The organism is Thalassolituus sp. LLYu03, from assembly GCF_050507655.1.
Lineage (GTDB): Bacteria > Pseudomonadota > Gammaproteobacteria > Pseudomonadales > Oceanobacteraceae > Venatoribacter.
Genome location: NZ_CP191496.1, coordinates 2,577,843 through 2,602,003 on the forward strand (window position 1 = coordinate 2,577,843; position 24,161 = coordinate 2,602,003).

The following is a 24,161-nucleotide window of genomic DNA, read 5'->3' on the forward strand; positions in this document are numbered from 1 at the left end:
CTCAGACCGACTGGAAGGAAGGCACCGGCAGCAGATGGCCACATTCTGCGGCGAAGCCGGAGCCCACTTCTGAGTAGTAGTTGAAGGCCACATCCACACCGAGGCGTAACAGCTCTTTGCGTTCGTCTTCGTAGCGGGCGACCGCTGCGACCTTACCGCGGTAACCCGCCAGTCCCAGCATTTCGAGCGTGCTGCGCATTTCAATCTGGGAAGGCAGCGCCAGCATCACCAGCTCGATGTGGCCTTTGCAGACCTGCTCCCAGAACTCAAGGTCGTCCGAGTCGCCGGCCATGACATTCAGGCCTTCACCACGCAGGGCCAGCGCCCGCTCCGGGTCGGATTCGATACCAAAAACGCGGCCACCCAGTTCTTTTTCCAGCGCCATGTACGCGCCTTTGCCCACCCGTCCCATACCGACGATCAGCACGTCAGCACCGGCCGGCAAGGCCACGCCCTGATGCGCTTCCGGGCGTTCGAATCGATTAATCCAGTGTTTGTAGCCGGCGTATATCCGGTGCGCACGGCGGTAGCCGAAGCTCGACAGCACAAACGAAAAAGACATCACCAGCGCGATGATCACCAGCCAGGATTCCGGCAGCCACTGATGCTCAGCGCCCAGATGCGCCACGATCAGGCCGAACTCACTGAAATTGGTCAGCGCCAGCGAGGTCAGGTAGGACGAACGACCCGACATCCCGAGCCAGTTCAGCAACACAAAAAACAGCACGAACTTGAGCGCCAGCAGCGGCAACAGCGCTAAGGCGGTGAGCGTCATATCCAGTGTCGGCACGGCGGTAAAGCCGATGGTGAGGAAGAAACCAATGAGGAACAGATCTTTAAAGCCCATCAGCGCTTTGTACAGCTCGGCGGACTTGGCATGCGAGGCAATCAGCATACCCGCCACCAGCGCGCCCAGATCGCCTTTGATGTTCACCAGCGAGAACAGCTCAGCGCCGCCTAAGGCCAGAAAGAAGCCCACCAGCGGCAGCAGCTCGTCGTGGCCTGCGCGGTTCAACAGACGGAACAGCAGCGGCCGGGCCGCCCACAGACCCAGCAGTCCGAACGCCCAGAGCGAGGGGATTTTGCCCATCGACACCACCAGAAAGGCCACGGCGATGATGTCCTGCAACACCAGAATCCCAAGTGCCGTTTTGCCGTGCCGGGTCTTCAGTTCAGAGGCTTCCTCCAGCATTTTCACCACGCACACAGTGCTTGAGAAGCTCAGGGCAAACAGCACCAGCAGTTGCGCCTGCAAGGTTAACCCGGCGAAGGCACCAATACCCGACACGACCAGCAGCGACAGCAAGGCCGTGCCCACCACCACCCAGATCAGTGTGTGGCCCAGACTCGTTACCAGCACCTCTTTGCGCACCAGTGCGCGCACATCCAGCTTCAGTCCGATGGTGAACAGCATCAGGGTAATGCCGAGTTCCGCCAGTGCGTCGAGGCTGTCCGCTGGCTGTACGCCCAGCGCATTAAGCCCGAAGCCGGCAATCAGATAGCCCACCAGCGGGGGCATGCCCAGCTGTTTCACACCAAAGCCGAAGACAAACGCCACCAGCACCCACAAGTAATCCATAAAGCTCCCTGTTAACGAAGACGGCTCAGGCCGTCAGTACCACTCACCGTTCTGATCCTGTTGTGCTGTCACGCCTTGCAGGCCGGTTCAGAACGCGGCCTGCAGGCGCAGGTAAAACTGGCTCAGGCCGGCCGTTTCATTCAGGCCCCGCGCCAATCCGGCACGCAGGGGCAGCGGCAGATGATAACCAAGCACCACATCCACGCCGAGCTCGGCTCCCACCGCGGTCAGCGACGGCCGGTGCTGCTCCCGGAACCAGGCGCTGGCGGTCTGCGTCCAGACGCTGGCGGAAATATCGCCGAGCCCCAGCGGCATAAAGCCCCAGTTGCGCTCGACGCGGCTGATGAAGCGGGTATAACGCAGCACCCCATTGTAGTACTTATGCCCGATCTCAACGCCGTCGTCGTATCCCGGCAAGGCAAACTGATCGCGGCCAAACAGCAGGGCGTCTTCGCCCCCCGTGCCTCCAATGGCGAAGGGCTCGGCTTCCCGGTCGGCAACACCACCGGCCAGACCCAGCGCCAGCGTCTGCCGGCCCGGCAGATCGAAGGTGCGCTTCACCGACGCCTGCCACTGCGCCCCGCTGAAGTCGCTGTTGAGTACGTCGTTGGTTTCGTACACCAGATCGGCGTAGGTTCCCCAGCCGACGTCCGGCACGTTGCGGTAGAACTCGCGGTTATCGAACGTCAGGGCGATACCCGCCAGCGTCTCCTCATAACCACTGCCGGTGGTGATGTAGGCCGGTGAGCGCACAATCTTCTCGTGATCGGCCGTTACCCCGGCATGCAGCTGCAGCTGATCTTCAAAGGCATCCCACAAATGGTCGCGCTGAAGGATCACCAGGTCTTCACGACTGGCCAGATAATCGTCCGGCAGATCCAGATTCAGTTCATCGAAGGAATGGCTGCGGTTCCACAGCAATAACCAGCGGGTGTCGTACAGATACTGAGCGGTGAAATCCGCCCAGTTCTGCGTGAAATCCCACGTCGCTGCCACACTATAAGCGTGACGGCCAACGGCATCATTGCTCGATGTCACGGCGCCGGCGTAAACGCTGTGCTCATCCACACCTGCCAGCGGGAACCAGTATCTGGGCCGCAGCGTCGGCCATGGCGAGTAGTCGCTGAGCTCGCTGGCGACCGGGTCTGGCGCCACACGCGGGTAGTCATAACGGCCCTGCACATCCGCCAGCTGACTGACCGCAAGCGGCGCAGCGGACGCCGGCGTCTGACAAAGACAACGCAGCATATAGCCTTCCGAGGTGTAGGCCTGATAAAACACGCGACCAGCAGCCCAGCGCGGACTGAAGGCGCCTGTGGTTTCGTCACTCCAGCGCTCAAGCCGGCCGCTTTCCGGCGTCAGCACCCAGAGGTTATACACACCCTGATAATCGGCGCTGAACAGAATGCGGCCGTCGGGCAAAAATTCCGGCGCATTTTCCGAGGCCTTCGTATCCGTCAGCGCCTGCCACTGGCGGCGGTTCAGGTCGAAACGCTCCAGATTCCAGCCCTGCTGCGGGCGTTTTACCGACGCAACCAGCGCCTGACCATCGGGGCTGACGTCGAATTCCCCGAGCACCACGTCGGTGGCACCGCGCCACAGCCGTTGCTGGCTGCCATCGCGTCCGACCTGCCACAGCTCGCTGAGCCCCAGTTCTTTGCGGCTGGCGATCAGGCTCTGGCCATCGGGCAGCCAGCGCGCTTTGCGCAACCGGCTGTTTTCCGTCAGGCGGGTGAGGCCGTCCTGCTCACGCCACAGAAAAAGGTCATTCAGATCGCGTCCGTCGGCGTGGCTTAACAAGCGCGAGACCACCAGCGTACCGTCGGCAGCGATGTCCATGTCGGTCACATCTGCCAGTGAGGCCAGACTCTGCGCCTGCCAGCCGCCGGCCTGCGGCGTTATTCGCATAAGCGTTGGCCGGTCTTCGCCATTGTTCACCACCTGCAGCAGATCCGCGCCATCGGCAACGGTCACCTGACGACGGCCGGGCAACAGCGGCGGCTGGCCGATGCCGCCAGCCGGCGACCCGGTGGTCAGTGACTGGGATGAGGTGGGTGGTTCAGTCGCGCTGAAACGAACGGCCAGCCACTGCTGGTAATCGCGCCAGAGCGTGGAGAAGGATTTGCCGAATACCTGGCGGGCTTTACGGTTCTGAAAGAACCAGGGAATCAGCTCGCCGCTGTAACTTTTCAGGTACTGGCGCATGCGTGCTTCACCATACTGCTCAGCCAGAAACTGCCAGAAATACGCACCGTAAACGTAGTGCTTACCGCCCGGCCAGTCGCGCAGCGGCACAATCACCTGATTCAGATCGTCTGCGCCCTGCGCCTGTACGTCGGCCTTCATCTGCATGGCAAAGAACGGGCTGTCGAGGCGGCCATAACCGGCGTCATGGTTGGTTTCCAGATACACCGCCAGCCCCTCGGTAAAGAACGACGGGGTAAACAAATGCGGGTAGAGCAGCGGATAGTTGCCGAACACATTACGCAGCGTGGTGACGGTGCGCGAGGCCATGTTCAGATGCAGGATGTGCACGTATTCGTGACGGATCAGACCGTGCAGCCACTCGTCCATATGATCAAGTCCGGCCACCTCCTCCGGCGGGCTGGCGAACAGGCGGATCTGCACAAACGGCAGTGGCGTGGCCCAGCCGTTGGAATAATCAAAGTCATCCACCAGCACCATCTGCGTACGTTCATCGGGCGCCTGTCCGAAAAACGGCACCAGTTCGGTATGCACCTGCTCGGCAATGTCCAGCGCCCGCTGGGCCATGGGCTGATAGCCGTCGCTAAAATGCACGTCGAAGTGTTCAGATTCCAGCGTTTTCCAGACCTGGCCGCGCTTATCCCAGGCCGCCGGGATCGCCTGCACCGGCAAGACCTGACACAGGCAGGTCAGCAATAGCAGACGGATGATTCGGTGCACAGCCGGTTGAGTGGTACGGCGAATAGCAGAGTCAATAAACGGCATCCTTTCCTCTCTGGCGCGTGCGCCTGCGAAAACTCAGCGGAACATAGCGGATTCAGGGCCCGCCAACAACCGCACCGCTCGGGGGTAAACTTGCCCAACCGCAGGGGCTGGCATAGAGTAACTTGTTATACCAAGGGAGAATTGCGATGCCGTGGTCTGATCACTATCGCCGCTATGCCCGTTATAACCAGTGGGTCAACAATAACCTGCTGGACGTCTGCGCCACGCTGCCTGACGGCCGTCTGAGCGAGCCCACCGGCCTGTTCTTCGGCTCCCTGCTCGGCACCTGGAATCATCTGCTGGTAACCGATCTTTTATGGCTGAAACGCCTCGGTCAGGTATCACCGCTGCTCGAAGAAGAACTGCGCGACCTGCCGCCACCCGCCCGTCTCGACCAGACACTTGCCTCCTCGTCCGATGAAATCCGCGCCCTGCGTCAGCGACTGGATGATCTGCTGATCCGCTGGTGCGACCTGCTGCGCGCCGACGAAGCAACCGACATGGTGGAGTACACCAACACCCGTGGCGAGGCCATGGTGAAACCGCTGGATCTGATCCTGCAGCATCTGTTCAACCATCAGACCCATCATCGCGGACAACTGACCGCAGAACTCAGCCGGCTGGGCGTGGATTACGGTGTTACCGATCTGCTGTACCTGCCACCGGACTGAACACATCCCAGCCACAGGGCGGAATAATAAGAACAAAGCCTTAAGGAGAAGGTGTGCTTAATCCCAATATCTGGCGCAGCCAGCAAAAGGAATTTGTCTGGCAGGAGCACCGCATCGGTTATCAGGACGTCGGTGAAGGCCCGGTTCTTGTGTTATTGCACGGTCTGCCCGGCAGCAGCTGGGACTGGCATCCGGTCTGGCCCATGCTCAGCGGCCAGTTCCGGCTTATCGCGCCCGACCTGCCGGGTTGCGGCGACTCCGACAAACCCCTGCTACACGATTACCGGCTGGCTGACCAGGCCGCCGCCGTGCTGGCCTTGCTGGAGTATCTGGATATCCGCGACTACCAGCTGGCCGCTCACGACTATGGCGCCGCCATCGGGACCCTGCTGGTGCAGTCTGATCAACCACCACAGGCGGTCAGTCTGCTCAGCCCCAGACTGACCGGCGACAACCGCGACTATTTATGGCGCGAACTGTGGCTGTCGGGGCCATCGGGGCAATTGCTGTGGCGTTTGGTGACGGAAGGTCTGTATGGCCGCTATCTGGAAAAACTGACCGGCCCCTATGCCCGCCTTAGTACTCAGCGACTGCGTGACAGCTGGCAACTGCTGACCGCCCATCAGGGGCTGCAGGTGTTACCGCAACTGCTCAACTACCGCTACGAACTCCCCCTCAGGGCCGAGTTTGCCACCGCAACCTTTGCCCTGCCGCTGCAATTGCTGGAAGGCCGCTACGACCCTCTGCCTTCGCTGAGTCAGCTGCTGCCCGAGGCACAGGTCAGCCGGCTGGACACCGGGCACTTTCCGCAACTGGAAGACCCGGAGCACGTCGCCACCCTGCTGCTCGATTTCCATTGCCGTCCGGATCACCAGAGCAGCGCCGTGTTCGAAAACCTGCGTAAAGCCGGTCCCTCCGCCTGAACCGGTCCGGCGCCTGTCCGGCTTGCCGCGCAGGGCTGCTCGACCGGGCGGCTTGGGAGCAGGGTTACTTGGCCGCCGCTTTGGGGTAAAGTCGCGCCCCTTTGAATCCGAGTGACAGGCACTTCCTGATGTCGACAGCCCTTGAAATTCTCTATCAGGACGAAGTTCTGGTGGTCATCAACAAGCCCAGCGGCCTGCTGGTGCACCGCAGTGAAATCGACCGTCATGAAACCCGTTTCGCCCTTCAGCTGCTGCGTGATCAGCTGGGACAGAAAGTGTATCCGGTGCACCGTCTCGATAAGCCAACGTCCGGCGCCCTTGCCTTCGCCCTGTCGTCGGAGATGGCAAGCGTGATCACCGATCTCTGGCGCCAGCGTCAGGTAGAAAAGAAGTATCTGGCCATTGTCCGTGGCTGGATGCCGGAGTTCATTCACCTCGACAAGCCCATGGCACCGCCGGTAGACAAATACGCCAAGCACGAGAAAGTGCGCGAAGAACAGGAAGCGATCACCGACTTCCGCTGTCTGGCTACGGTCGAGATTCCGGTCGAAATCGATAAATACCCGCAGTCGCGTTACTCACTGGTGGAAGCCAGCCCGTTCACCGGACGCAAACATCAGATCCGCCGCCATCTGAAGCATCTGGCACACCCGATCATCGGCGACGCCCGCTACGGCAAAGGCCGTCACAGCCGCTACTTCCGCGACCACCTGAATGCCCCGCGTCTGCTGCTGCACGCGTCCGAACTGACGGTGCCGCATCCGCTGACCGGCGAAAACCTGACCGTGACCGCACCACCCGACGCCATTTTCCGTGATCTGATGAACCGCTTTGGCTGGTCGGATCAACTGCCAGCCAATGTGGCGGCAAGCCTCAGCCATGACGTTCATCCGTCAATGAATTGCTTCCTCAATCTCACAAATGAGGACGACGAAGAGGCCGAATAAGCGCCGGAGTAATCATCCACAGCCCCGCAAAGCCGCGATTTACCTGAACTGGCCAAGTTACTCACAATTTCTGTGGATAATTCTTTGGAAAACTTTGGTAAAACTGGCTTGAGGCCAGTGTTTATGCGGGGTCAGCTCAGATTGAGCGAAATTGCGCCACTGGGCAAAATCTCTTAATTTCAATGAGTTACAGACTTTCCGAGCACATGTTTCAGTTTTTTGACTTTTGAATTAACGTTCAGAAGTTGACCACTTTCTGTGTGCATAACAATCCGGGCTGTTCTTCGTCAAGTAGCGCCTCAGGAAAATACCGGCCATTTTCTGTTTTGTATCAATAGGTAGAAATGTCGCGTTAGTCTGTCCACAGAAACTGTGGATAATTCTGTTGAGAAGTTATTTATAGTGCCACACAAATCCCATGGATACAGGCTCCCTTTTAAATTGGTTGTTTTTTAACCAAAATAAAAAGTGTTATTTTTCAATAACTTATATAAATCAAGACTCTTTTTTCAGTATTTCGAGCCAAAAAGTCGTAGTGGAAACCCGTAAAATCCCGCAAACGGGCCCGTGTGCATAACCCGCCTCATTACGGAACACTACGCCCTATTATGAGGCGGACGTACAATTTCCTCGATTCGCTCCCCGCAGGCCAGCAGAAACAGGCCGCCGGACGTTAGCGGGTACCCACCGACTGAACTGTGGATAATTCGCAGGTATGAGTTGCCTGGCGTTGCGTCAGGCCAGCGTGCGCCGGAAAGCTGTCACTCAGGCATAAAAAAACCCGCTGGCGCGGGTTTTCAGACAAGCAGCTTTCCAGGTGGGGCCGACTCAGATAACGCCCAGGCGACGCGCCAGTTCATCCGCAGGCATGTAACCCGGGAACAGACGCCCGTCCTGCGCGATGATGGCCGGGGTACCGGTCACACCCAACTCACCACCCAGCTCATACTGAGCTGCGATCGGAGCACCGCAGTCTTTGCTCTTGTTCAGCACATCGTCCATCTGCGATGCCAGTGCACGGTACTGATCCTGCAGCATCACAGCACCGCCCTGACGCAGTTTCTGGCTGAGTACGTTCATTTCACGCTGGTTATTCTTCATTTCAGTCAGCGCCGCTTTACGGTCGGCCTGACACCAGACGTAGTTGATCTTGAGGTAAGACTCGGTCAGCTGGCCCGTCTGCGGGTTTTTGATACCCGAACGCGGGTATGCGAGGTAGCGTACGGTAATGCCCAGCTCGTTCAGACGCGGTACTTCCTGATGCAGTTTCTGGCAGTAGCCGCAGTCGATATCCGTGAAGACGTTGATCAGGGCTTTCTGCTCGCCCTGGGCCGGGAAAACCACCGTCTGGGCATCGGCAATGGCTTCCATCGCGGCCGCACGGCGTGGGTTGTTACGGCTTTGGGTCACATTCACCGGGCCGCTTTCCGCCAGCGAGTACAGCTCGTCGCGGTAGACAAAATGGCTCATGTCCGGGGTCATGTGCATCACAGAGCCGTCCGTCAGCACCACTTCCAGAATCTGGCCATCGGCCAGCGACGCCACTTCACGCACTTCCAGACGCGGACCAAAGGCCTGTACCAGACGGGCTTCAACCTGCTTTTTAACCGGCGTTGCGGCAGTTTCGGCCAGTGCCGGAACCATCAGAGTCAGGCCAAGTACGGCGGCCATCAGAGTCTTTTTCATTACTGCTACCTTGCTCATGCTGTACAGGTTTGAACCCGGAGAGTGAATCCGGTTCCGCCCGAAGCGGCCAACCTGAAGTCGGAAAGAATGGTTAACCGGCCGAGTATAACAGGGCTGTGTGGCATGGCGATGACCGCCGGATAAAGGGCATAAAAAAACGGGCCAGAGGCCCGTTCTTTTATAAAGAGAAGGATTAAACCTTTTCTTTGATACGTGCAGACTTGCCGCTACGCTCACGCAGGTAGTACAGCTTGGCTTTACGTACGTCACCGCGACGTTTCAGCTCGATAGAATCGATCATCGGGCTGTGGGTCTGGAAAGTACGCTCAACGCCCACACCGTGGGAGATTTTACGTACGGTGAAAGCAGAGTTCAGACCACGGTTACGCTTACCGATAACCACGCCTTCGAAAGCCTGGATACGCTCACGCTCACCTTCTTTCACTTTTACCTGAACGATAACAGTGTCACCGGTGCTGAAGGCCGGTACGTTGCTTTTCAGCTGCGCGTTTTCAATCTGCTGAATGATTGGGTTCTTGTTGCTCATTGTTCGCTCCTTAACAGTCTGCCGAGTGTTCGCCATGCTCGCGCAGATACTCTGTCAATAACCTTTGTTGCTCGTTTGTCAGTTCCAGCGCGTCCAGAAGATCCGGTCTGCGCTGCCAGGTTCTGCCCAGTGACTGCTTTAAGCGCCACTGACGGATTTTTGCGTGGTTGCCGCTGAGCAACACTTCCGGTACCGCCTGCCCTTCGTAAACTTCCGGGCGGGTGTAGTGCGGACAATCCAGCAAGCCATCCATAAAGGAGTCCTGCTGTGCCGACTGATCATGCCCGAGTACACCGGGCACCAGCCGGATCACGGCATCCATCAGCGTCATGGCAGCCAGCTCGCCACCACTCAGAACGAAGTCACCGATCGACCATTCTTCGTCGATCTCAGCTTCGATCAGCCGCTCATCAATGCCTTCGTACCGTCCGGCCACCAGAATCAGCTTGTCGTTCTGGACTAACTCCAGAGCACCACGCTGGTCCAGCTTGCGTCCCTGAGGTGACATGTAGATCACCTTAGCGCCTTCCCCCGCAGCGGCTTTCGCTGCGTGGATGGCATCGCGCAGAGGCTGAATCATCATCAGCATGCCCGGGCCGCCACCGTACGGACGATCGTCCACGGTCTGGTAGTTATCGTGTGCGAAATCACGGGGATTCCAGCACTGTACGCTCACTCTTTCCTGTTTGACTGCACGGCCACTGACTCCATATTCGGTCAGCGCCCTGAACATGTCAGGAAAAAGGGATATAACCCCAAACCACACCGGTTAAAAATCCGCTTCCCAGTCGACCTGAATCTCACCACCTTCCAGATCAACCTCTAGAACGATTGAGTCTGCGTAAGGAATCAGACGTTGCTGACGGTCCACACTGCCTTCGCAGCTGTCTACCACAAGCACCTGATTACCGCCGCCGGAATCAAACAGTTCCTTTACCTGGCCCAGCAATTGACCTGCCGTGTTAACCACGTTCAGTCCTTCAAGCTGGAACCAATAATATTCGTCTTCTTCGAGTTCGGGTAACTCACTGGTCGGTACTGCGATTTCAACCTGAGACAACGCCAGAGCGGCATCACGGTCGTTCACACCTTCCAGGGCTACGGCTAACCCTTTTGTCTGAAGCTGGCTGTTCACTACCTTATATTCACGCCACTGACCGTTCACACGTAACAGCCAGCTGCTGAAATCAAGGATGTTGGTCATAGGATCGGTATACGAGTACACCTTCACCCAGCCCTTGATACCAAATGCAGTTGTTACTTTGCCCAGGATGGTGATGTCCTGGTCCACCGGCATCTGGTTTTGCAACTTCAGAACTCCGCTGCCAATTAAGCCTGGGCTTTTTTGGCTTGCTTCAGCAAGCTGGCAACACGGTCAGTCGGTTGAGCGCCTTTGCCCAGCCAGTACTCAACGCGCTCCAGATCGATACGGACAGCTTCTTCCTGACCGCGAGCAACAGGGTTGAAGAACCCAACGCGCTCGATAAAGCGACCGTCGCGAGGTGCGCGGGCATCAGCTACGTTAATGCTGTAAAAAGGACGTTTCTTAGAGCCACCACGGGCCAAACGGATTACTACCATAAGTTCAGATCACTCCGATCGTTTACCGAGTGACAGGTTTTGGGATCGCCTGTCGTTTTACTTCCCGCACACGTCGAACGGCCCATAAACAGGGACGTTCCAGGCACACGGGGCCTTAAAAGGGCGCGTAGTGTATAAAATCCGGCCATCAATCTCAAGCAGAGTTTGCAACAAAGCCCATAACCACGGGGCTTGGCGCCACATCCTGTCACCGCTGAACCAACATTGGCCGTTACCAACAACGGCAGAGACATCGGTAGCCGCTTCAGAAGTCCGGGACGACCACCTTTCCATGGGCTGAACAGCCTGTTTTCTACTACCAAGGTCTTAGATTCACCCGTCACCAGCGGCGTATGATGCCGGCCGCTTACCGTCCGCGTTCTGCCGGGCGTGAATGCCCACAGCCTGTCCGGGCTCTGCACACCAGCCAGTTTCATCAGGAGAAATCTGTTATGTCCGATACCTCGCGCATCCAGTGTCCGGCGTTGCGTCAGCGCGTCATGAGTGCCGAAGATGCTGCCGCCCTGATTCCCAATGGAGCCACGGTCGGCATGAGCGGTTTCACCGGTGCCGGTTATCCGAAAGCCATCCCACAGGCGCTGGCCCGACGCATTGAAGGCATTAACCAGAACGGCGGCCGCTTCCGCATCAACGTCTGGACCGGCGCATCCACCGCTCCGGAACTCGATGGCGCGCTGGCAGAGGTCGACGGCATCGAGATGCGCCTGCCGTTTCAGACCGACCCCATCTGCCGCAACCGCATCAACAACGGCGAAATGGACTACGTCGACTACCACCTGTCGGAAGTCTCGCAGTACGCCTGGTCGGGCTTTCTCGGCAAGATGGACCTCGCCATCATCGAAGTGGCCGGCATCCGAGAAGACGGCAGCCTGATTCCGTCATCGTCCATCGGCAACAACAAAACCTGGATTGAGCAGGCCGACAAAGTGATCCTTGAGGTCAACAGCCAACAGAACATCAAGCTCGAAGGCATGCACGACATCTACTACGGCACCGCCCTGCCGCCCAACCGCAAGCCCATTCAGCTGACGCAGCCGGCCGACCGCATCGGCGACCAGTATCTGCGCTGCCCGATTGAGAAAGTGATCGCCGTGGTGGAAACCAACGCCGCCGACCGCAACACCCCGTTCAAGGAACCGGATGATGTGTCACGCCGTATTGCCCAGCACATTCTGGATTTCTTCGACCGCGAAATTGCCGCCGGCCGCCTGCCGAAAGATCTGCTGCCGATTCAGTCCGGTGTGGGCAACATTCCCAACGCCGTGCTCGAAGGACTGGACTCAGGCCCGTATAAAAATCTGACCGCTTTCACCGAAGTGATCCAGGACGGCATGCTGAAAATGCTCAGGTCCGACACGCTGGCGGTGGCGTCTTCCACTGCGTTTTCACTGAGTCCGGCCGGTATTAAAGAATTCGACGACAACATCGATATTTACCGTGACAAAATCATCCTGCGCCAGCAGGACATCAGTAACCATCCGGAGCTGATCCGCCGTCTCGGCATCATCGCCATGAACGGCCTGATTGAAGCGGATATTTACGGCAACGTGAATTCCACCCACATTATGGGCACGCGCATGATGAACGGCATCGGTGGTTCCGGCGACTTTGCCCGCAATGCCTACCTGTCGATTTTTGTAACGCCATCCGTCGCCAAAGACGGTGCGATTTCGTCGATTGTACCCATGGTGTCGCACGTTGATCACACCGAACACGACGTGAAAATCATCGTCACCGAACAGGGGCTGGCCGACCTGCGCGGTCTGTCGCCACGTAAACGCGCGCACGCAATTATTAATAACTGCGCCCATCCGGATTACCGCGCCGAACTGACGAGTTATTTCGAACGCGCCTGCGCCAGCGGCCGCGGCATGCACACACCGCATTTGCTGGGTGAAGCACTGAGCTGGCATCAGAAGTATGAAGAGACAGGCTCAATGAAAGCCTGAATGCTCAGCCCATAAAAAAGCCCTGTTCCGCACAAACGGAACAGGGCTTTTGCTTTCTGACGCTCAGCCAGACGTCAGTGGAATATCAGCTCAACGGCGTTATCGCCGTAAGCAAAACGCAGTTCCTGCAATTGATCATCGGTCGGATTCACACGCCAGCCTTCACCCAGCTGAATATCGCAGCGAGCCACGCTGTTGTAAAAATCCAGAACCACGGGACACCCGTTGTCCATGCGTTGCAGCAGACGTTTCAGTTCATTGCAGAACTCATCTTCCGGCCGGTCACCGTTGACGGTAATGCGCAGGGCTTTGGCGAAATTCAGCCGCGCCTGACTGATTTCCATGGCGCTGCGCCCGGTGGCTTTCAACCCGCCGGAATAGTCATCGTGAGATACCAGCGCTTCCACCACCAGCACTTTGTCTTTGGCAACGACCTCGCGCACCTGCTCGTAAATATCCGAGAACAGCGCCACTTCCACACGCCCCGTGCGGTCGTCGAGGGTAACGAAACACATATTGTCGCCGCGCTTGTTTTTCATCACGCGCATGTCGACCACCAGACCGGATAATTTCTGCGGCGCTTTGGCTTCCTGCAACTGCGACAGTTTATTCGGCACCAGCTTGCGCACTTCGGCTTCGTATTCGTCGAAGGGATGGCCGGTAACGAACAAGCCGAGTGTGTCTTTTTCGCCCTGCAGGCGCTCTTTTAAGGTCCAGTCGCGCAGATGACGGAAACGCTCATAAGGGTCGGTAATGTCCGCGACTTCAGCCTGTACTTCACCAAATAAATCCATCATGCCCGCCGCTTCATTGGCGGCACTCTGGCCGGCACTCTTAATGGCGTCTTCAAGGCTGGCCATCAGCACCGAGCGGGTTGCCACATTCTGCACACGGTCAAAGGCGCCGCAGCGGATCAGGGCTTCCAGCACGCGTTTATTGATTTTCTTGCCATCGACGCGCTGGCAGAAATCGAATAAGTCTTTAAACGGACCACCCTCTTCGCGCGCTTCAATAATGGCGGCAATCGGGCCTTCACCCACACCTTTCACCGCGCCCAGACCATACACAATGGCGTCATCGTCGTTCACGGTAAAACCAAAGCGGCTCTGGTTCACATCGGGTAATACCAGCTCCAGCCCCATCTCGCGGCATTCTTCGATAAAGGTCACGACTTTATCGGTGTTCTGCATATCCGAGGTCAGAACCGCCGCCATAAAGGCGGCCGGATAATGCTGCTTCAGCCACAACGTCTGGTACGACACCACGGCGTAAGCAGCAGAGTGCGATTTGTTAAAACCATAACCGGCGAATTTTTCCACCAGGTCGAAGATTTTCATCGCCAGATCGGGGTCAACGCCCTGCGAAATCGCCCCGTCACGGAAGGTATCGCGCTGCTTGGCCATTTCTTCCGGTTTTTTCTTACCCATCGCCCGGCGCAGCATGTCCGCGCCACCCAGGGTATAACCGGACAGGGCCTGCGCAATCTGCATTACCTGTTCCTGATAAACGATAACGCCGTAGGTCGGCTCCAGAATTTCCTTCAGGTTTTCGTGCTGGAAATCCGGATGCGGGTAAGCCACCTGAGCGCGGCCGTGCTTACGGTTAATAAAGTCGTCCACCATCCCCGATTCGAGCGGGCCCGGACGGAACAGCGCCACCAGAGCGATCATGTCTTCGATGTTATCGGGCTGCAGGCGGCGGATCAGATCTTTCATACCACGCGATTCCAACTGGAATACGGCCGTGGTTTTGGCGGCTTTTAATAAGTCGTACGACGGCTGGTCATCCAGCGGAATATGGGCGATATCTACCGGCGGCAGATTTTCACTGGCGCGCTTTTTATTGATGGTTTTCAGCGCCCAATCGATGATGGTCAGGGTACGCAGACCGAGGAAGTCGAACTTCACCAGACCCGCTTCTTCCACGTCGTTTTTATCGAACTGAGTCACCAGACCCGTACCATCCGGCTCACAGGCGGTGGCGGAAAAGTCGGTCAGCTTGGTCGGCGCAATCACCACACCACCGGCGTGCTTACCGGTCTGACGGGCAATACCTTCGAGCTTGAGCGCCATTTCCCAGATTTCCTGGGCCTCTTCATCGTCGTCGAGGAATTCTTTCAGCAGCGGCTCAATTTCCAGCGCTTTTTCCAGCGTCATACCCGGGTCGCCCGGAATCAGCTTGGACAATTTATCGGCCAGACCGAACGATTTACCCTGCGCCCGCGCCACGTCGCGTACCACCGCCTTGGCGGCCATGGTACCGAAGGTCACAATCTGGGATACCGCTTCGCGGCCGTAGTTGTCGGCCACGTAGGCGATTACTTTTTCCCGGTCTTCCATGCAGAAGTCGATATCGAAGTCGGGCATGGATACCCGTTCCGGGTTCAGGAATCGTTCGAACAGCAGATCGTATTCGAGTGGATCAAGGTCGGTAATTTTCTGCGCATACGCCACCAGCGAGCCGGCACCGGAACCCCGGCCAGGACCAACCGGAATATCGTGATCCTTGGCCCACTGAATAAAGTCCATCACGATCAGGAAGTAACCGGGGAATCCCATCTGAATAATAATATCCAGCTCGAATTTCAGACGGTCGTCATAGGGCTTACGTTTTTCGGCGTATTCGGGCGAATCTTTCGGAATTCCGGCCAGAATCACATCCAGGCGTTCTTCCAGACCCACTTCAGAAATCTTGCGGAAAAAGTCGTCTTCACTCATGCCCGTCGGAATCGGGTAATCCGGCAGGAAATATTTACCCAGCAAAACTTCCACCGAACAGCGGGTCGCAATTTCGACCGTGTTGCTGATGGCCGATGGAATGTCGTGAAACAGTTGCGTCATTTCTTCCGCGCTGCGGAAGTACTGCTGCTCGGAATATTCGCGCGGGCGGCGTTTGTCTTCCAGTGCATAGCCCTGACCAATCGACACCCGGGTTTCATGGGCTTCGAAATCGTCGGCTTTCAGAAAGCGGACATCGTTGGTGGCCACCAGCGGGATGCGGTAGCGGCCGCCAATGGCACTGCTGGCTTTTACCACCAGTTCTTCGGACGGGCGCCCGGTACGCTGTACTTCGAGATAAAAACGGTCGCCGAATACTTCGCGGTATTCATTGGCCAGACGCGCGGCGGCGTCCAGTTTGCCCTTGATGACCCGCTGACCAACATCGCCATCGCGGCCGCCGGACAGAATGATCAGACCCTCGTGCTTCTCGAACAGCCATTCCTTTTTGACGATGGCTTTGTCGTAGTGCTGATTTTCGGCAAACGCCCGCGACACCAGTTCACGCAGGCCAAGATAACCCGCCGGTGTCTGGCACAGGGCCGTAATACGGAAGGGCTGGGTAATGTCGTCGGGGTTTTCGAGCCACAGATCGGCGCCCAGAATCGGCTTCACGCCTTTTTCCAGACACACTTTGTAGAACTTCACCAGCGCGTACATGTTGGCCTGATCGGTCAGCGCCAGCGCCGGCATCCCCATATCCGCCGCCTGCCCGATGAGTTTCTTCACCCGGATGGTGCTGTCGTAAAGGGAGTATTCCGAATGTATCCGGAGATGAACAAAGCCCTGCGTCATGGCCCGCGGTCCTGAACCCAAAAGAAAAGGGCCATTGTACCCGATGGCACTGTCCGCCAGAACCGGCGAGTTCGGACAGTCTGCTGCCCATTCAACGGATTGACCGGAGATACCCGCCGGAACGCTTCTGGAACGGGCGTTTCATTGGATTGTGTAAAGTCCGTCCGCATGCGTTGAACTGACCGCCCGAAGGCTTAGAGTGGCCGGAGAATAACAAACATAACAGGCGTTCTGCAGAGGCTCAGCCCACGGCCGGAACGTCACAGCGGACATTCTGCCCATGCGACTGACTGTATTTCTGTGCCTTGTACTGAGCGCACTGACAGGCGCCCTTCCGGCCCACGCACTGACCCAGCTGAGCGACGACGAACTGTCGCAGGAAACCGGTCAGGGCTTTATTCAGATCGACCGCCCGTCATCGGACGATTTCGATTTCACCCGCTTTACCTTTGGTATCGACGCCGACGTATCCCTCAACGCCGACCTGATTGATCTGGGCAATTATGAGCGCGACGGTTCTTCCGGCAGCGATATTCTGATCAACGATTTCGCGCTCGGCTCGGTCAACGACGACGGCACACTCAACCCGTTCAGTATCAGCGACCCTTTCTTTGAACTGGCCTTTGAAACCGACGCCGACGGCAACGAAAACATTGTGGGTGTGCGGTTAGGGTTTGGCGAAGCGCTGGGCTATTTATCCGGCAATATCGAGTCGCTGACCGGGAATATTGAAGTGAATGTGACCGGCACGGCGGACGCAATTTACGACGAAGCAAGCTGGATCCAGCAGGCTGCCCTGACCCTTGCCGGGGTCGACAGAGACACTGTGCTGTCATCCAGCGCCGTACTGGTCGATGCCGATGGCAATGAAATCAATGTGCGGGCGACGTCCGTGGGTATTCCCAACGGTACCGCCCTCACCTGCGAGGATGGCTGTAATCTGGGCGGGCTGAGCAGCTCTCTGCTCAGCCTGTTTAAATCGGATGGCTGTGAAATTCTCGGCCTCACCACCTGCTTCAGTCTGTCGACCTTCCGTACGCTGGAGATCGGTGATCTGGACACCGCCACGGCGGCCACCGGCATGTTCATTTCGTTTCAGTCAAAAGACGTCACCTGGATCGACAGCGGCACAGAAACCACGGCGGTTTCCGGTGCCTTTATGAATATTCCCAACGGCGGCATCACAGTGGATTTCGAGCAGTCGTTCAACGGCATTGAACGCATCCGCACCAAATTCCTCGACCCTTATTACGACTGAAACGTCAGCGTAAAACAGCCGCTGAGCGCGCCCTCAGGCGCCGCCCAGCATGCTGTGCAATTCGCGCAGCAGAGATTCCGTTTCATCCCAGCCGATGCAGGCGTCGGTAATCGACTGGCCGTAGGTCAGATCGCAACCGTCGTTCTGACGCCCGGCAGTGATGAAGCTTTCCAGCATCAGGCCCAGAATCCCGCGGTTGCCGGCCACCCGTTGCGCGACAACGTCGCGGGCAATCAGCGGCTGGCGCTCATGTTGTTTGCAGGCGTTATCGTGGCTGCAGTCGACCAGCACTTTTTCAATGCAATCGCCTTTCTTTAAGGTCGCCAGCGCCTCAGCAATAGAGGCGGTATCGTAATTGGTGATGCCGCGACCACCGCGCAACACCAGATGGGTATCCGGATTTCCGGGGGTATCGAGCATGGCCAGCTGGCCGTCAACATCCACGCCCAGCGTGTGGTGGCTGTGACGCGCGGCGATCATGGCATTAATGGCGTTGGCCGCCGAGCCGTCGGTGCTGTTCTTAATGCCCACCGGCATCGGCAGATGGCTGACCATTTCGCGGTGGGTCTGGGATTCTGCCGTGCGTGCGCCAATGGCGGTCCAGCTCACCAGATCATCAAGGTACGCCATCACCAGCGGATTCAGCGCTTCGGTGGCCAGCGGTAAACCCAGCTCAGCCAGTTGCAGCATCACCTGACGTGAGCGGCGGATACCCGCGGCCATATCGCCTTTGCCATCACGGGCCGGGTCGTAGGCCAGACCTTTCCAGCCGATGCTGGTGCGCGGTTTTTCGACGTAGGCGCGCAGCACAATCAGCATGCGGTCCTGCAACTGTTCGTTGAGCGCCGCCAGCCGGCGGCCGTAATCGAGCACGGCCGCTTCGTCGTGAATGGAGCATGGACCGGTAATGATCAGCAAACGTGAATCGGCACCGCTCAGACAATCGCGGATCTGCTGACGCTGCTGATCAATCTGCAAAGCCAGTGCCTCGGGCAGTGGCAATTCGTTTTTAAGGGCGCGCGGACTGGCCAGCGGGCGTACCGCCGGGTCGTTCGTGCGCGGGTTGTCTGTGCGGGTTTGCTGAGTGGCCAGAGCCTGAGTCATGTTGTTCATCGTTATGTCCTGATCGCTGAGTAAAGGTCGTGTTTTCGGGCAACTTTGCGGTTTTTCGGTCAAATGACGGGGCTTAGGCCCATCAATATCGACCGTCGCTAAATCGCCAGCACGCCCCGAACCGGGCGGTCTGAACCATGACGTTACAGGCTGAAGCTTTCATACTCTTTCCCTTGCTGTTCGTTCCGGAAGCCGGATAACGGCCAATAAAAAACCCCGAGTGGCGGACTGCCAGTCGGGGTTTTCTTCCGGTGGCAGTCGGCGTGTTGCCGGACTGCCTTAGCACAATGCTTAAGGGCGGCCCGGCTCCTGGCTAAAGTAATAGCCATAACCAAACCACCAGCCGCACACGCACAGACCCACCGCTGCGTTGGCAGAGCGGAGAGTTTCAATACGGTTATGTGCGTTACGGATCTTGTTCATGCGAATCATAGTACGCCTGTTCAGCGCTTTTTCAACCCTTCGTTTCCGGCTTCAGGCTGCAGACTTTAAGTTTCAGGCCTCCGCCACCACCACGGCCCGTAACGGCGCCGGATAGCCTTCGGCCGTCTTGTTGTGGTCGTTGGGGTCGAGAAAATCCGGCAGGGAATTAAAACGCATCCAGTCGGTGGCGCGCTGTTCTTCGATGGAGGTCTGATTCAGGTCGACGATGCGGGCATTTTTAAAGCCAACACGACGGCACCAGAGCAGCAGGGTTTCCGGCGACGGAATAAACCACACGTTGCGCATCACAGCGTAACGGTCTTCCGGCATCAGCACGTCGCCCAGCGGGCCGTCGATCACCAGAGTCTCCAGCACCAGCTCACCACCCGGACGCAGTGCTTCTTTCAGCTCGCGCAGGTGATCAATCGGTGACTGACGGTGATACAGCACCCCCATGGAAAACACCGTATCAAAGGCTTTCAGGTTGGCCGGCACGTCTTCCATTTTCAATGGCAGCAGGTCGGCGCCGACATGGCCCTGTGCGGCTTCGAGGTACTGTTTATAAGCCTGAAACTGCATCAGGAATAAACGCGACGGATCAATACCAATCACCCGCGCCGCACCCGCGCCGAGCATACGCCACATGTGATAACCCGAACCGCAGCCGACATCCAGCACCACACGATTTTGCAGCGGGGCAATGTGCGGACTGACGCGGTCCCATTTCCAGTCGGAACGCCATTCGGTATCAATAAAGGTATCGAAAAACTGAAACGGGCCTTTGCGCCACGGCATTAAACCGCGCAGCCCCTGATGCAGGGCGTCACTTTGTGCGGCAGTCAGTTCAGGTGCCGACAATTTAATATCGTGGGCATTCAGGTCGGCCTGCACGTGTTCAAGCGCCGGCAGCTGCGCCAGTGCATTCAGCCAGCGCTGCTGATCACCGTGTTCGTTGTCGTGCAGAATGGCGGTCAGCTGCTCCGGCAGCACGTCCGCCCAGCGCGCCAGTTTGCCGGCGCGCATAAAACGCAGAACGTCGTTAAACCAGTGCAGAATGGATTGTTCGTCAGTCATAACAGGCGCTGAAAGCATTATTTAATGGCAAGAAAAGAGGCGAAATTAAAGCACTGGTACCAGCGCACTACCTGGGAGAAACCCGCGGCTTTTAACCGTTCAATATGCGTCTGTTCGGTTTCCGGAATCAGCACATTTTCAATGGCACTGCGCTTCTGGGCGATTTCCAGTTCGGAATAACCATTGGCGCGTTTGAAATCCAGATGCAGTTTATCCTGCACAAGCTGTTCTTCAGCGCTGAAGCAGAGTTTTTCCGACAGAATCAGCACACCGCCCGGCAAGGTGGCAGCAGCAATGGCCTGCAGCAGCGCTAAGCGCTGTTCTGGCGCAATAAACTGCAGCACAAAATTAAGCGACGTCACCGACGCATTTTGCAGTGGATATTGCAGAATATCGGCGCACAGCATATCCACCGGCACCGTCGCTTCGTCCAGCGCCACGTAATGGCCGGCGCGCTCGATCATGGATTGCGAATTATCAATGCCGATAATGCGGCAGCCGCTCAGTTCGTCACCACGGGCCTGCAGGGCGTGACGCATGGCCAGCGTCACCGCGCCCAGCGAACAACCCAGATCATAAAGATGGGAACCCGGCGTGGCGTAACGGCCGGCAATGATGCCCGACATGGCCACGGTTTCGGCATAGCCCGGCACCGAGCGCTTGATCATGTCAGGAAAGACACGCGCAACCGCATTGTCGAAGGTAAACCCCGGCACCTTATCCAGCGCGGTCTGGTAAATGTTGTCGGCGTGTTGATCGAAGGTGTCGGACATGAAGACTGGCCATAATCTGAACAGGGCGCGCATTTTAGCGGAAGCTCCCCAGCGGAACCAGACAAGCCGCTGAAATCGACCGCCACCGTCAACTCTGCCCCTCAAGGCGCTGGCGTTCTAATGCCAATGTCTTTACCTGATCGCCGCGCAACCCTTTCTGCGCTTTCTGACTGAGCCCGACTTTGACGCTTTTGTGACAACGCTATATGGTCGCGCCACCCCCAAGCGGGGCGACAACAGGGATGTGGTTGTCAGTTTGATCCGGGCATCAGCGTCCCTGCACGATCTATGAAAACCGACAATGAAAACAACGGAGATACAGGATGAATTCTCTTTGCAAAGCGGCCGGCCTTTCTGCGCTGGCACTCGGTCTGGCAGCCTGCGGTGCCACCGACGATACCCAGAACGCCGCCGTTCCGCAGAACTACCACGACATCACCACCAACCTGCAGGGCACTGTTTTCAACGCTGTCACCGGCGCCCGTGTAGATGCCGACGTCCTGCTGGTACAGGGCTCTGACTACCGCAACGCCAAACAGAACAGCGCTTATCCGGGCGACTATTTCTTCGCCGACATTCCGACCTCAACCAACGGCAACGTGACCTTCCGTATGGAAGCCAGCGCCGATGGTTTCCAGCCGGTCGTTTCTACTGTGACCTTTAACGTGAACACCGCTAACCTGCAGGACCGCGAAGTGTGGAGCCTGGGTAACTTCTATCTGTACCCACTGGGCAGCACTGCGCCGGACATGACCGTAACCGTCACTTACAACGGTGAGCGCATCGAAGGTGCCACTGTCATGCTGCAGCCAAACACCGCTTCTAACGTGCTGACCGCAGACGCCACCGCCATCATCGCTCCGACCGATGGCTTCCAGGGCGCCCTGTCTGCCACTTCAGATGCCGACGGCAACGCGGTATTTGACGGCGACACTCTGGTGCTGGGTGGCCGTTACGCCGTTCAGGTACTGCCAATGGTGTACGAAGACACCCAACTGGCGCTGGCAACCCCGACCTCAGTCACCGTGGGCACGTCCGCCATTATCCAGACCGTCGCCCTGGCCGACATCGTTCCGGGTACTACCGATGGTCTGTACGTGGTGTCTGCGTCAAATGAAGACAGCAATGCCATCAACAGCAACGGCACCCTGATCATTCACCTGAGCCGCCCGGTCAGTATCGTCAACGAGTCTCTGGCATCCGCCAGCCTGACCAACGACACCACCGCCGCGCTGGACACCAACAGCCAGGGCAGCGACGTGACAGCCACCGTTTCCACCGACGGTCTGACCCTGACCCTGTCACCAAACTTCAGCACCAACCCACAGGCCTTCAATGGCAGCAACAGCGGCACCGCCGACAACGGTCTGACCATCACCTACAGCGACCTGTTTGTGCGTCTGACCGACAGCGATGACACCACGCTGATCGAGGTATTCGATTCTGTAAACGGTCTGGTGAATAGCGACGGTAACGTGGTTGATGACACCGTACAGATCACGCTCGAGTTCTGATCATCTGTGCGTGTTTAAACACCCACAGAGTGCAATAAAAAAACCGGCTTTCGCCGGTTTTTTTATTCGTCGGAGCTGTCGACCAATTCAAACAAATCCGCTTCGGCGTTGGCATCGGCCACCAGCGTGCGGTCGAGTTCTTTTTTCGCCCGCACGCCCAACTTGCGGAAACCGTCGGCCTGACTGAGCAGGTTGCCACGACCGGTGCGCATCGAGTTCCAGGCGTCGTCGTAACTCTTTTGCACGGTGTTGAGCTGGTTGCCGACTTTTTCGAATTTCTCCACCACCAGCACCAGTTTGTCGTACACCTTACCGGCCTGCTCAGCGAGCTTTTCGGTGCTGCGGTTACGGCGTTCAATGGCCCAGATACTGGCCACGGTGCGCAGGGTCGCCAGCAGGGTTGTTGGCGTGACCACCACAATGCGTTTTTCAAACGCTTCGTTAAACAGGGCTTCGTCCTGCTGGAACGCCAGCATAAAGGCCGGCTCAATCGGCATAAACAGGAAGACAAAATCCGGTGAATTCAGACCTTCCAGCTGCTGGTAGGCCTTTTCGCTTAAACCGCGGATATGATTGCGGATAGCGTCGGTATGACGGCGGGCCGCGGCGTCCCGGTCGGCATCATTTTCCGCATTCACATAATCCGTGTAGGCGTTTAATGAAACCTTGGAGTCGATGATGATGTGCTTGCCTTCCGGCAGATTAATAATCACATCCGGGCGGTAGTTTTTGCCACCATCGTCCTGATGCACCTGTTCGCGCAGGTATTCTTCCCCTTTGCGCAAACCGGAACGGTCGAGCACGGTTTCCAGCACCATTTCGCCCCAGTTACCCTGCATTTTTTTCTCACCGCGCAATGCGGTGGTTAAAGCATGCGCTTCGGCAGTGATCTGCTGATTCAGTTTGTGCAGGTTTTCAATCTGGGTTTTCAGTTCGGTGCGGTCTTTGGCGTCGGCTACATAGACGTCGTCGACTTTTTTACGCAGACCTTCGAGCTGGTCTTTAAACGGATTTAATAACGAATCCAGCCCTTTCTGGCTTTGCTCGCTGAACTGACGCTGTTTCTGTTCGAAAATTCGGTTCGATAAATTCTCGAATTCTTTCAGCATCTGCTCTTTGCTTTGCGCCAGCAGCGCCAGTTTTTCTTCGGCGTTGCGCTGTTCCTGCGCGCGGGCTTCCTGCTCGGTGGCCAGTTGCTGCTGCAGGCGGCTGAGTTGCTGCTGCAGTTGTTCCGCCTGCTGCTGTTGCTGCTGATGCTGTTGCTGACGCAGGGCGCTCTGTTGCTGTTCCTGCTGCTGCAGATTCTGCGCTCGCTCCTGCCAGCGGGTGGCCTCCAGCCGTTGTTGCTGCGCCTGCTGCTGCAGCTCTTCCAGCTGACGGCCCAGTTGTTCGGCGCGGGCCTGAGCATCGGCCGCCGCCTGCGTCTGCTGCGCCAGTGCCAGCTCCTGCAGACGTTGCTGCGCCGCGCCCAGTAAACGCTGCAGCCAGACACCGGCCGTCGCCGCAGCGGCACTGATCACACAACTGGCCAGCGCCAGCTGCAACAAAGAAAATTCCATG

At 57.7% G+C, this 24,161-nt stretch carries 18 protein-coding genes; 6 read left to right on the forward strand and 12 right to left on the reverse strand.

Annotated features, from left to right (window positions below; all coding sequences use genetic code 11):
• Position 1: 1 nt before the first annotated feature.
• Together ACQUQU_RS11710 and ACQUQU_RS11715 are read right to left on the reverse strand one after the other, a co-directional pair.
• Complete coding sequence (locus ACQUQU_RS11710; protein ID WP_430459871.1) at positions 2-1,579, reverse strand: cation:proton antiporter; 1,578 nt, start codon at positions 1,577-1,579, stop codon at positions 2-4.
• Between the two features lie 87 nt (positions 1,580-1,666).
• The gene (locus ACQUQU_RS11715; RefSeq protein ID WP_430459872.1) at positions 1,667-4,549 is read right to left on the reverse strand and encodes a hypothetical protein; all 2,883 of its coding nucleotides are present in this window, start codon (positions 4,547-4,549) and stop codon (positions 1,667-1,669) included.
• 146 nt (positions 4,550-4,695) lie between these two features.
• On the opposite strand from ACQUQU_RS11715, the gene ACQUQU_RS11720 reads away from it, so the two are divergent.
• The 3 genes from ACQUQU_RS11720 (at position 4,696) to ACQUQU_RS11730 (ending at position 7,090) form a co-directional block, all read left to right on the forward strand.
• Positions 4,696-5,220 carry a DinB family protein gene (locus tag ACQUQU_RS11720; RefSeq protein ID WP_430459873.1) on the forward strand — a complete coding sequence of 175 codons (525 nt, stop codon included), beginning with the start codon at positions 4,696-4,698 and terminating at the stop codon, positions 5,218-5,220.
• 53 nt (positions 5,221-5,273) lie between these two features.
• Positions 5,274-6,143: an alpha/beta fold hydrolase gene (locus ACQUQU_RS11725; protein WP_430459874.1), complete on the forward strand. Its 870-nt coding sequence runs from the start codon at positions 5,274-5,276 to the stop codon at positions 6,141-6,143.
• Positions 6,144-6,271: 128 nt separating this feature from the next.
• A complete protein-coding gene (locus ACQUQU_RS11730; RefSeq protein WP_430459875.1) occupies positions 6,272-7,090 on the forward strand; it encodes a pseudouridine synthase in 819 nt (272 codons plus the stop codon).
• 828 nt (positions 7,091-7,918) lie between these two features.
• Here the strand turns inward: ACQUQU_RS11730 and ACQUQU_RS11735 are convergent.
• From ACQUQU_RS11735 to rpsP, 5 genes are all read right to left on the reverse strand, one after another.
• Positions 7,919-8,776, reverse strand: a complete 858-nt coding sequence (locus ACQUQU_RS11735; RefSeq protein ID WP_430459876.1) for a thioredoxin fold domain-containing protein — start codon at positions 8,774-8,776, stop codon at positions 7,919-7,921.
• A 193-nt stretch (positions 8,777-8,969) separates the two neighbouring features.
• Positions 8,970-9,323, reverse strand: a complete 354-nt coding sequence (gene rplS / locus ACQUQU_RS11740) for a 50S ribosomal protein L19 (protein ID WP_430459877.1) — start codon at positions 9,321-9,323, stop codon at positions 8,970-8,972.
• A gap of 10 nt (positions 9,324-9,333) precedes the next feature.
• On the reverse strand, positions 9,334-10,089 hold the full coding sequence (trmD, locus tag ACQUQU_RS11745; RefSeq protein ID WP_430459878.1) for a tRNA (guanosine(37)-N1)-methyltransferase TrmD: 756 nt from the start codon (positions 10,087-10,089) through the stop codon (positions 9,334-9,336).
• Between the two features lie 3 nt (positions 10,090-10,092).
• On the reverse strand, positions 10,093-10,632 hold the full coding sequence (gene rimM / locus ACQUQU_RS11750; protein ID WP_430459879.1) for a ribosome maturation factor RimM: 540 nt from the start codon (positions 10,630-10,632) through the stop codon (positions 10,093-10,095).
• A gap of 20 nt (positions 10,633-10,652) precedes the next feature.
• On the reverse strand, positions 10,653-10,904 hold the full coding sequence (gene rpsP, locus ACQUQU_RS11755) for a 30S ribosomal protein S16 (protein WP_430459880.1): 252 nt from the start codon (positions 10,902-10,904) through the stop codon (positions 10,653-10,655).
• 452 nt (positions 10,905-11,356) lie between these two features.
• Here rpsP and ACQUQU_RS11760 point away from each other — a divergent pair, with 452 nt between their 5' ends.
• Entirely contained in the window at positions 11,357-12,874 is a 1,518-nt protein-coding gene (locus ACQUQU_RS11760; protein WP_430459881.1) for an acetyl-CoA hydrolase/transferase family protein, read from the forward strand.
• 74 nt (positions 12,875-12,948) lie between these two features.
• On the opposite strand, the gene dnaE is transcribed toward ACQUQU_RS11760, so the two are convergent.
• A complete protein-coding gene (gene dnaE, locus ACQUQU_RS11765; RefSeq protein ID WP_430459882.1) occupies positions 12,949-16,446 on the reverse strand; it encodes a DNA polymerase III subunit alpha in 3,498 nt (1,165 codons plus the stop codon).
• Positions 16,447-16,726: 280 nt separating this feature from the next.
• On the opposite strand from dnaE, the gene ACQUQU_RS11770 reads away from it, so the two are divergent.
• A complete protein-coding gene (locus ACQUQU_RS11770) occupies positions 16,727-17,704 on the forward strand; it encodes a hypothetical protein (RefSeq protein WP_430459883.1) in 978 nt (325 codons plus the stop codon).
• Between the two features lie 33 nt (positions 17,705-17,737).
• On the opposite strand, the gene ACQUQU_RS11775 is transcribed toward ACQUQU_RS11770, so the two are convergent.
• The 3 genes from ACQUQU_RS11775 to cmoA all read right to left on the reverse strand — a co-directional run bounded on the left by ACQUQU_RS11775 (position 17,738) and on the right by cmoA (position 21,087).
• Positions 17,738-18,817 carry a 3-deoxy-7-phosphoheptulonate synthase gene (locus ACQUQU_RS11775; protein ID WP_430459884.1) on the reverse strand — a complete coding sequence of 360 codons (1,080 nt, stop codon included), beginning with the start codon at positions 18,815-18,817 and terminating at the stop codon, positions 17,738-17,740.
• 495 nt (positions 18,818-19,312) lie between these two features.
• Positions 19,313-20,314 carry a tRNA 5-methoxyuridine(34)/uridine 5-oxyacetic acid(34) synthase CmoB gene (gene cmoB / locus ACQUQU_RS11780; RefSeq protein ID WP_430459885.1) on the reverse strand — a complete coding sequence of 334 codons (1,002 nt, stop codon included), beginning with the start codon at positions 20,312-20,314 and terminating at the stop codon, positions 19,313-19,315.
• A 17-nt stretch (positions 20,315-20,331) separates the two neighbouring features.
• A complete protein-coding gene (gene cmoA / locus ACQUQU_RS11785; RefSeq protein WP_430459886.1) occupies positions 20,332-21,087 on the reverse strand; it encodes a carboxy-S-adenosyl-L-methionine synthase CmoA in 756 nt (251 codons plus the stop codon).
• 323 nt (positions 21,088-21,410) lie between these two features.
• Between cmoA and ACQUQU_RS11790 the strand changes: the two genes are divergently transcribed.
• Complete coding sequence (locus tag ACQUQU_RS11790; RefSeq protein ID WP_430459887.1) at positions 21,411-22,601, forward strand: hypothetical protein; 1,191 nt, start codon at positions 21,411-21,413, stop codon at positions 22,599-22,601.
• Positions 22,602-22,663: 62 nt separating this feature from the next.
• Here the strand turns inward: ACQUQU_RS11790 and ACQUQU_RS11795 are convergent, their stop codons facing one another.
• Positions 22,664-24,160: a DNA recombination protein RmuC gene (locus ACQUQU_RS11795; protein WP_430459888.1), complete on the reverse strand. Its 1,497-nt coding sequence runs from the start codon at positions 24,158-24,160 to the stop codon at positions 22,664-22,666.
• Position 24,161: the final 1 nt, after the last annotated feature.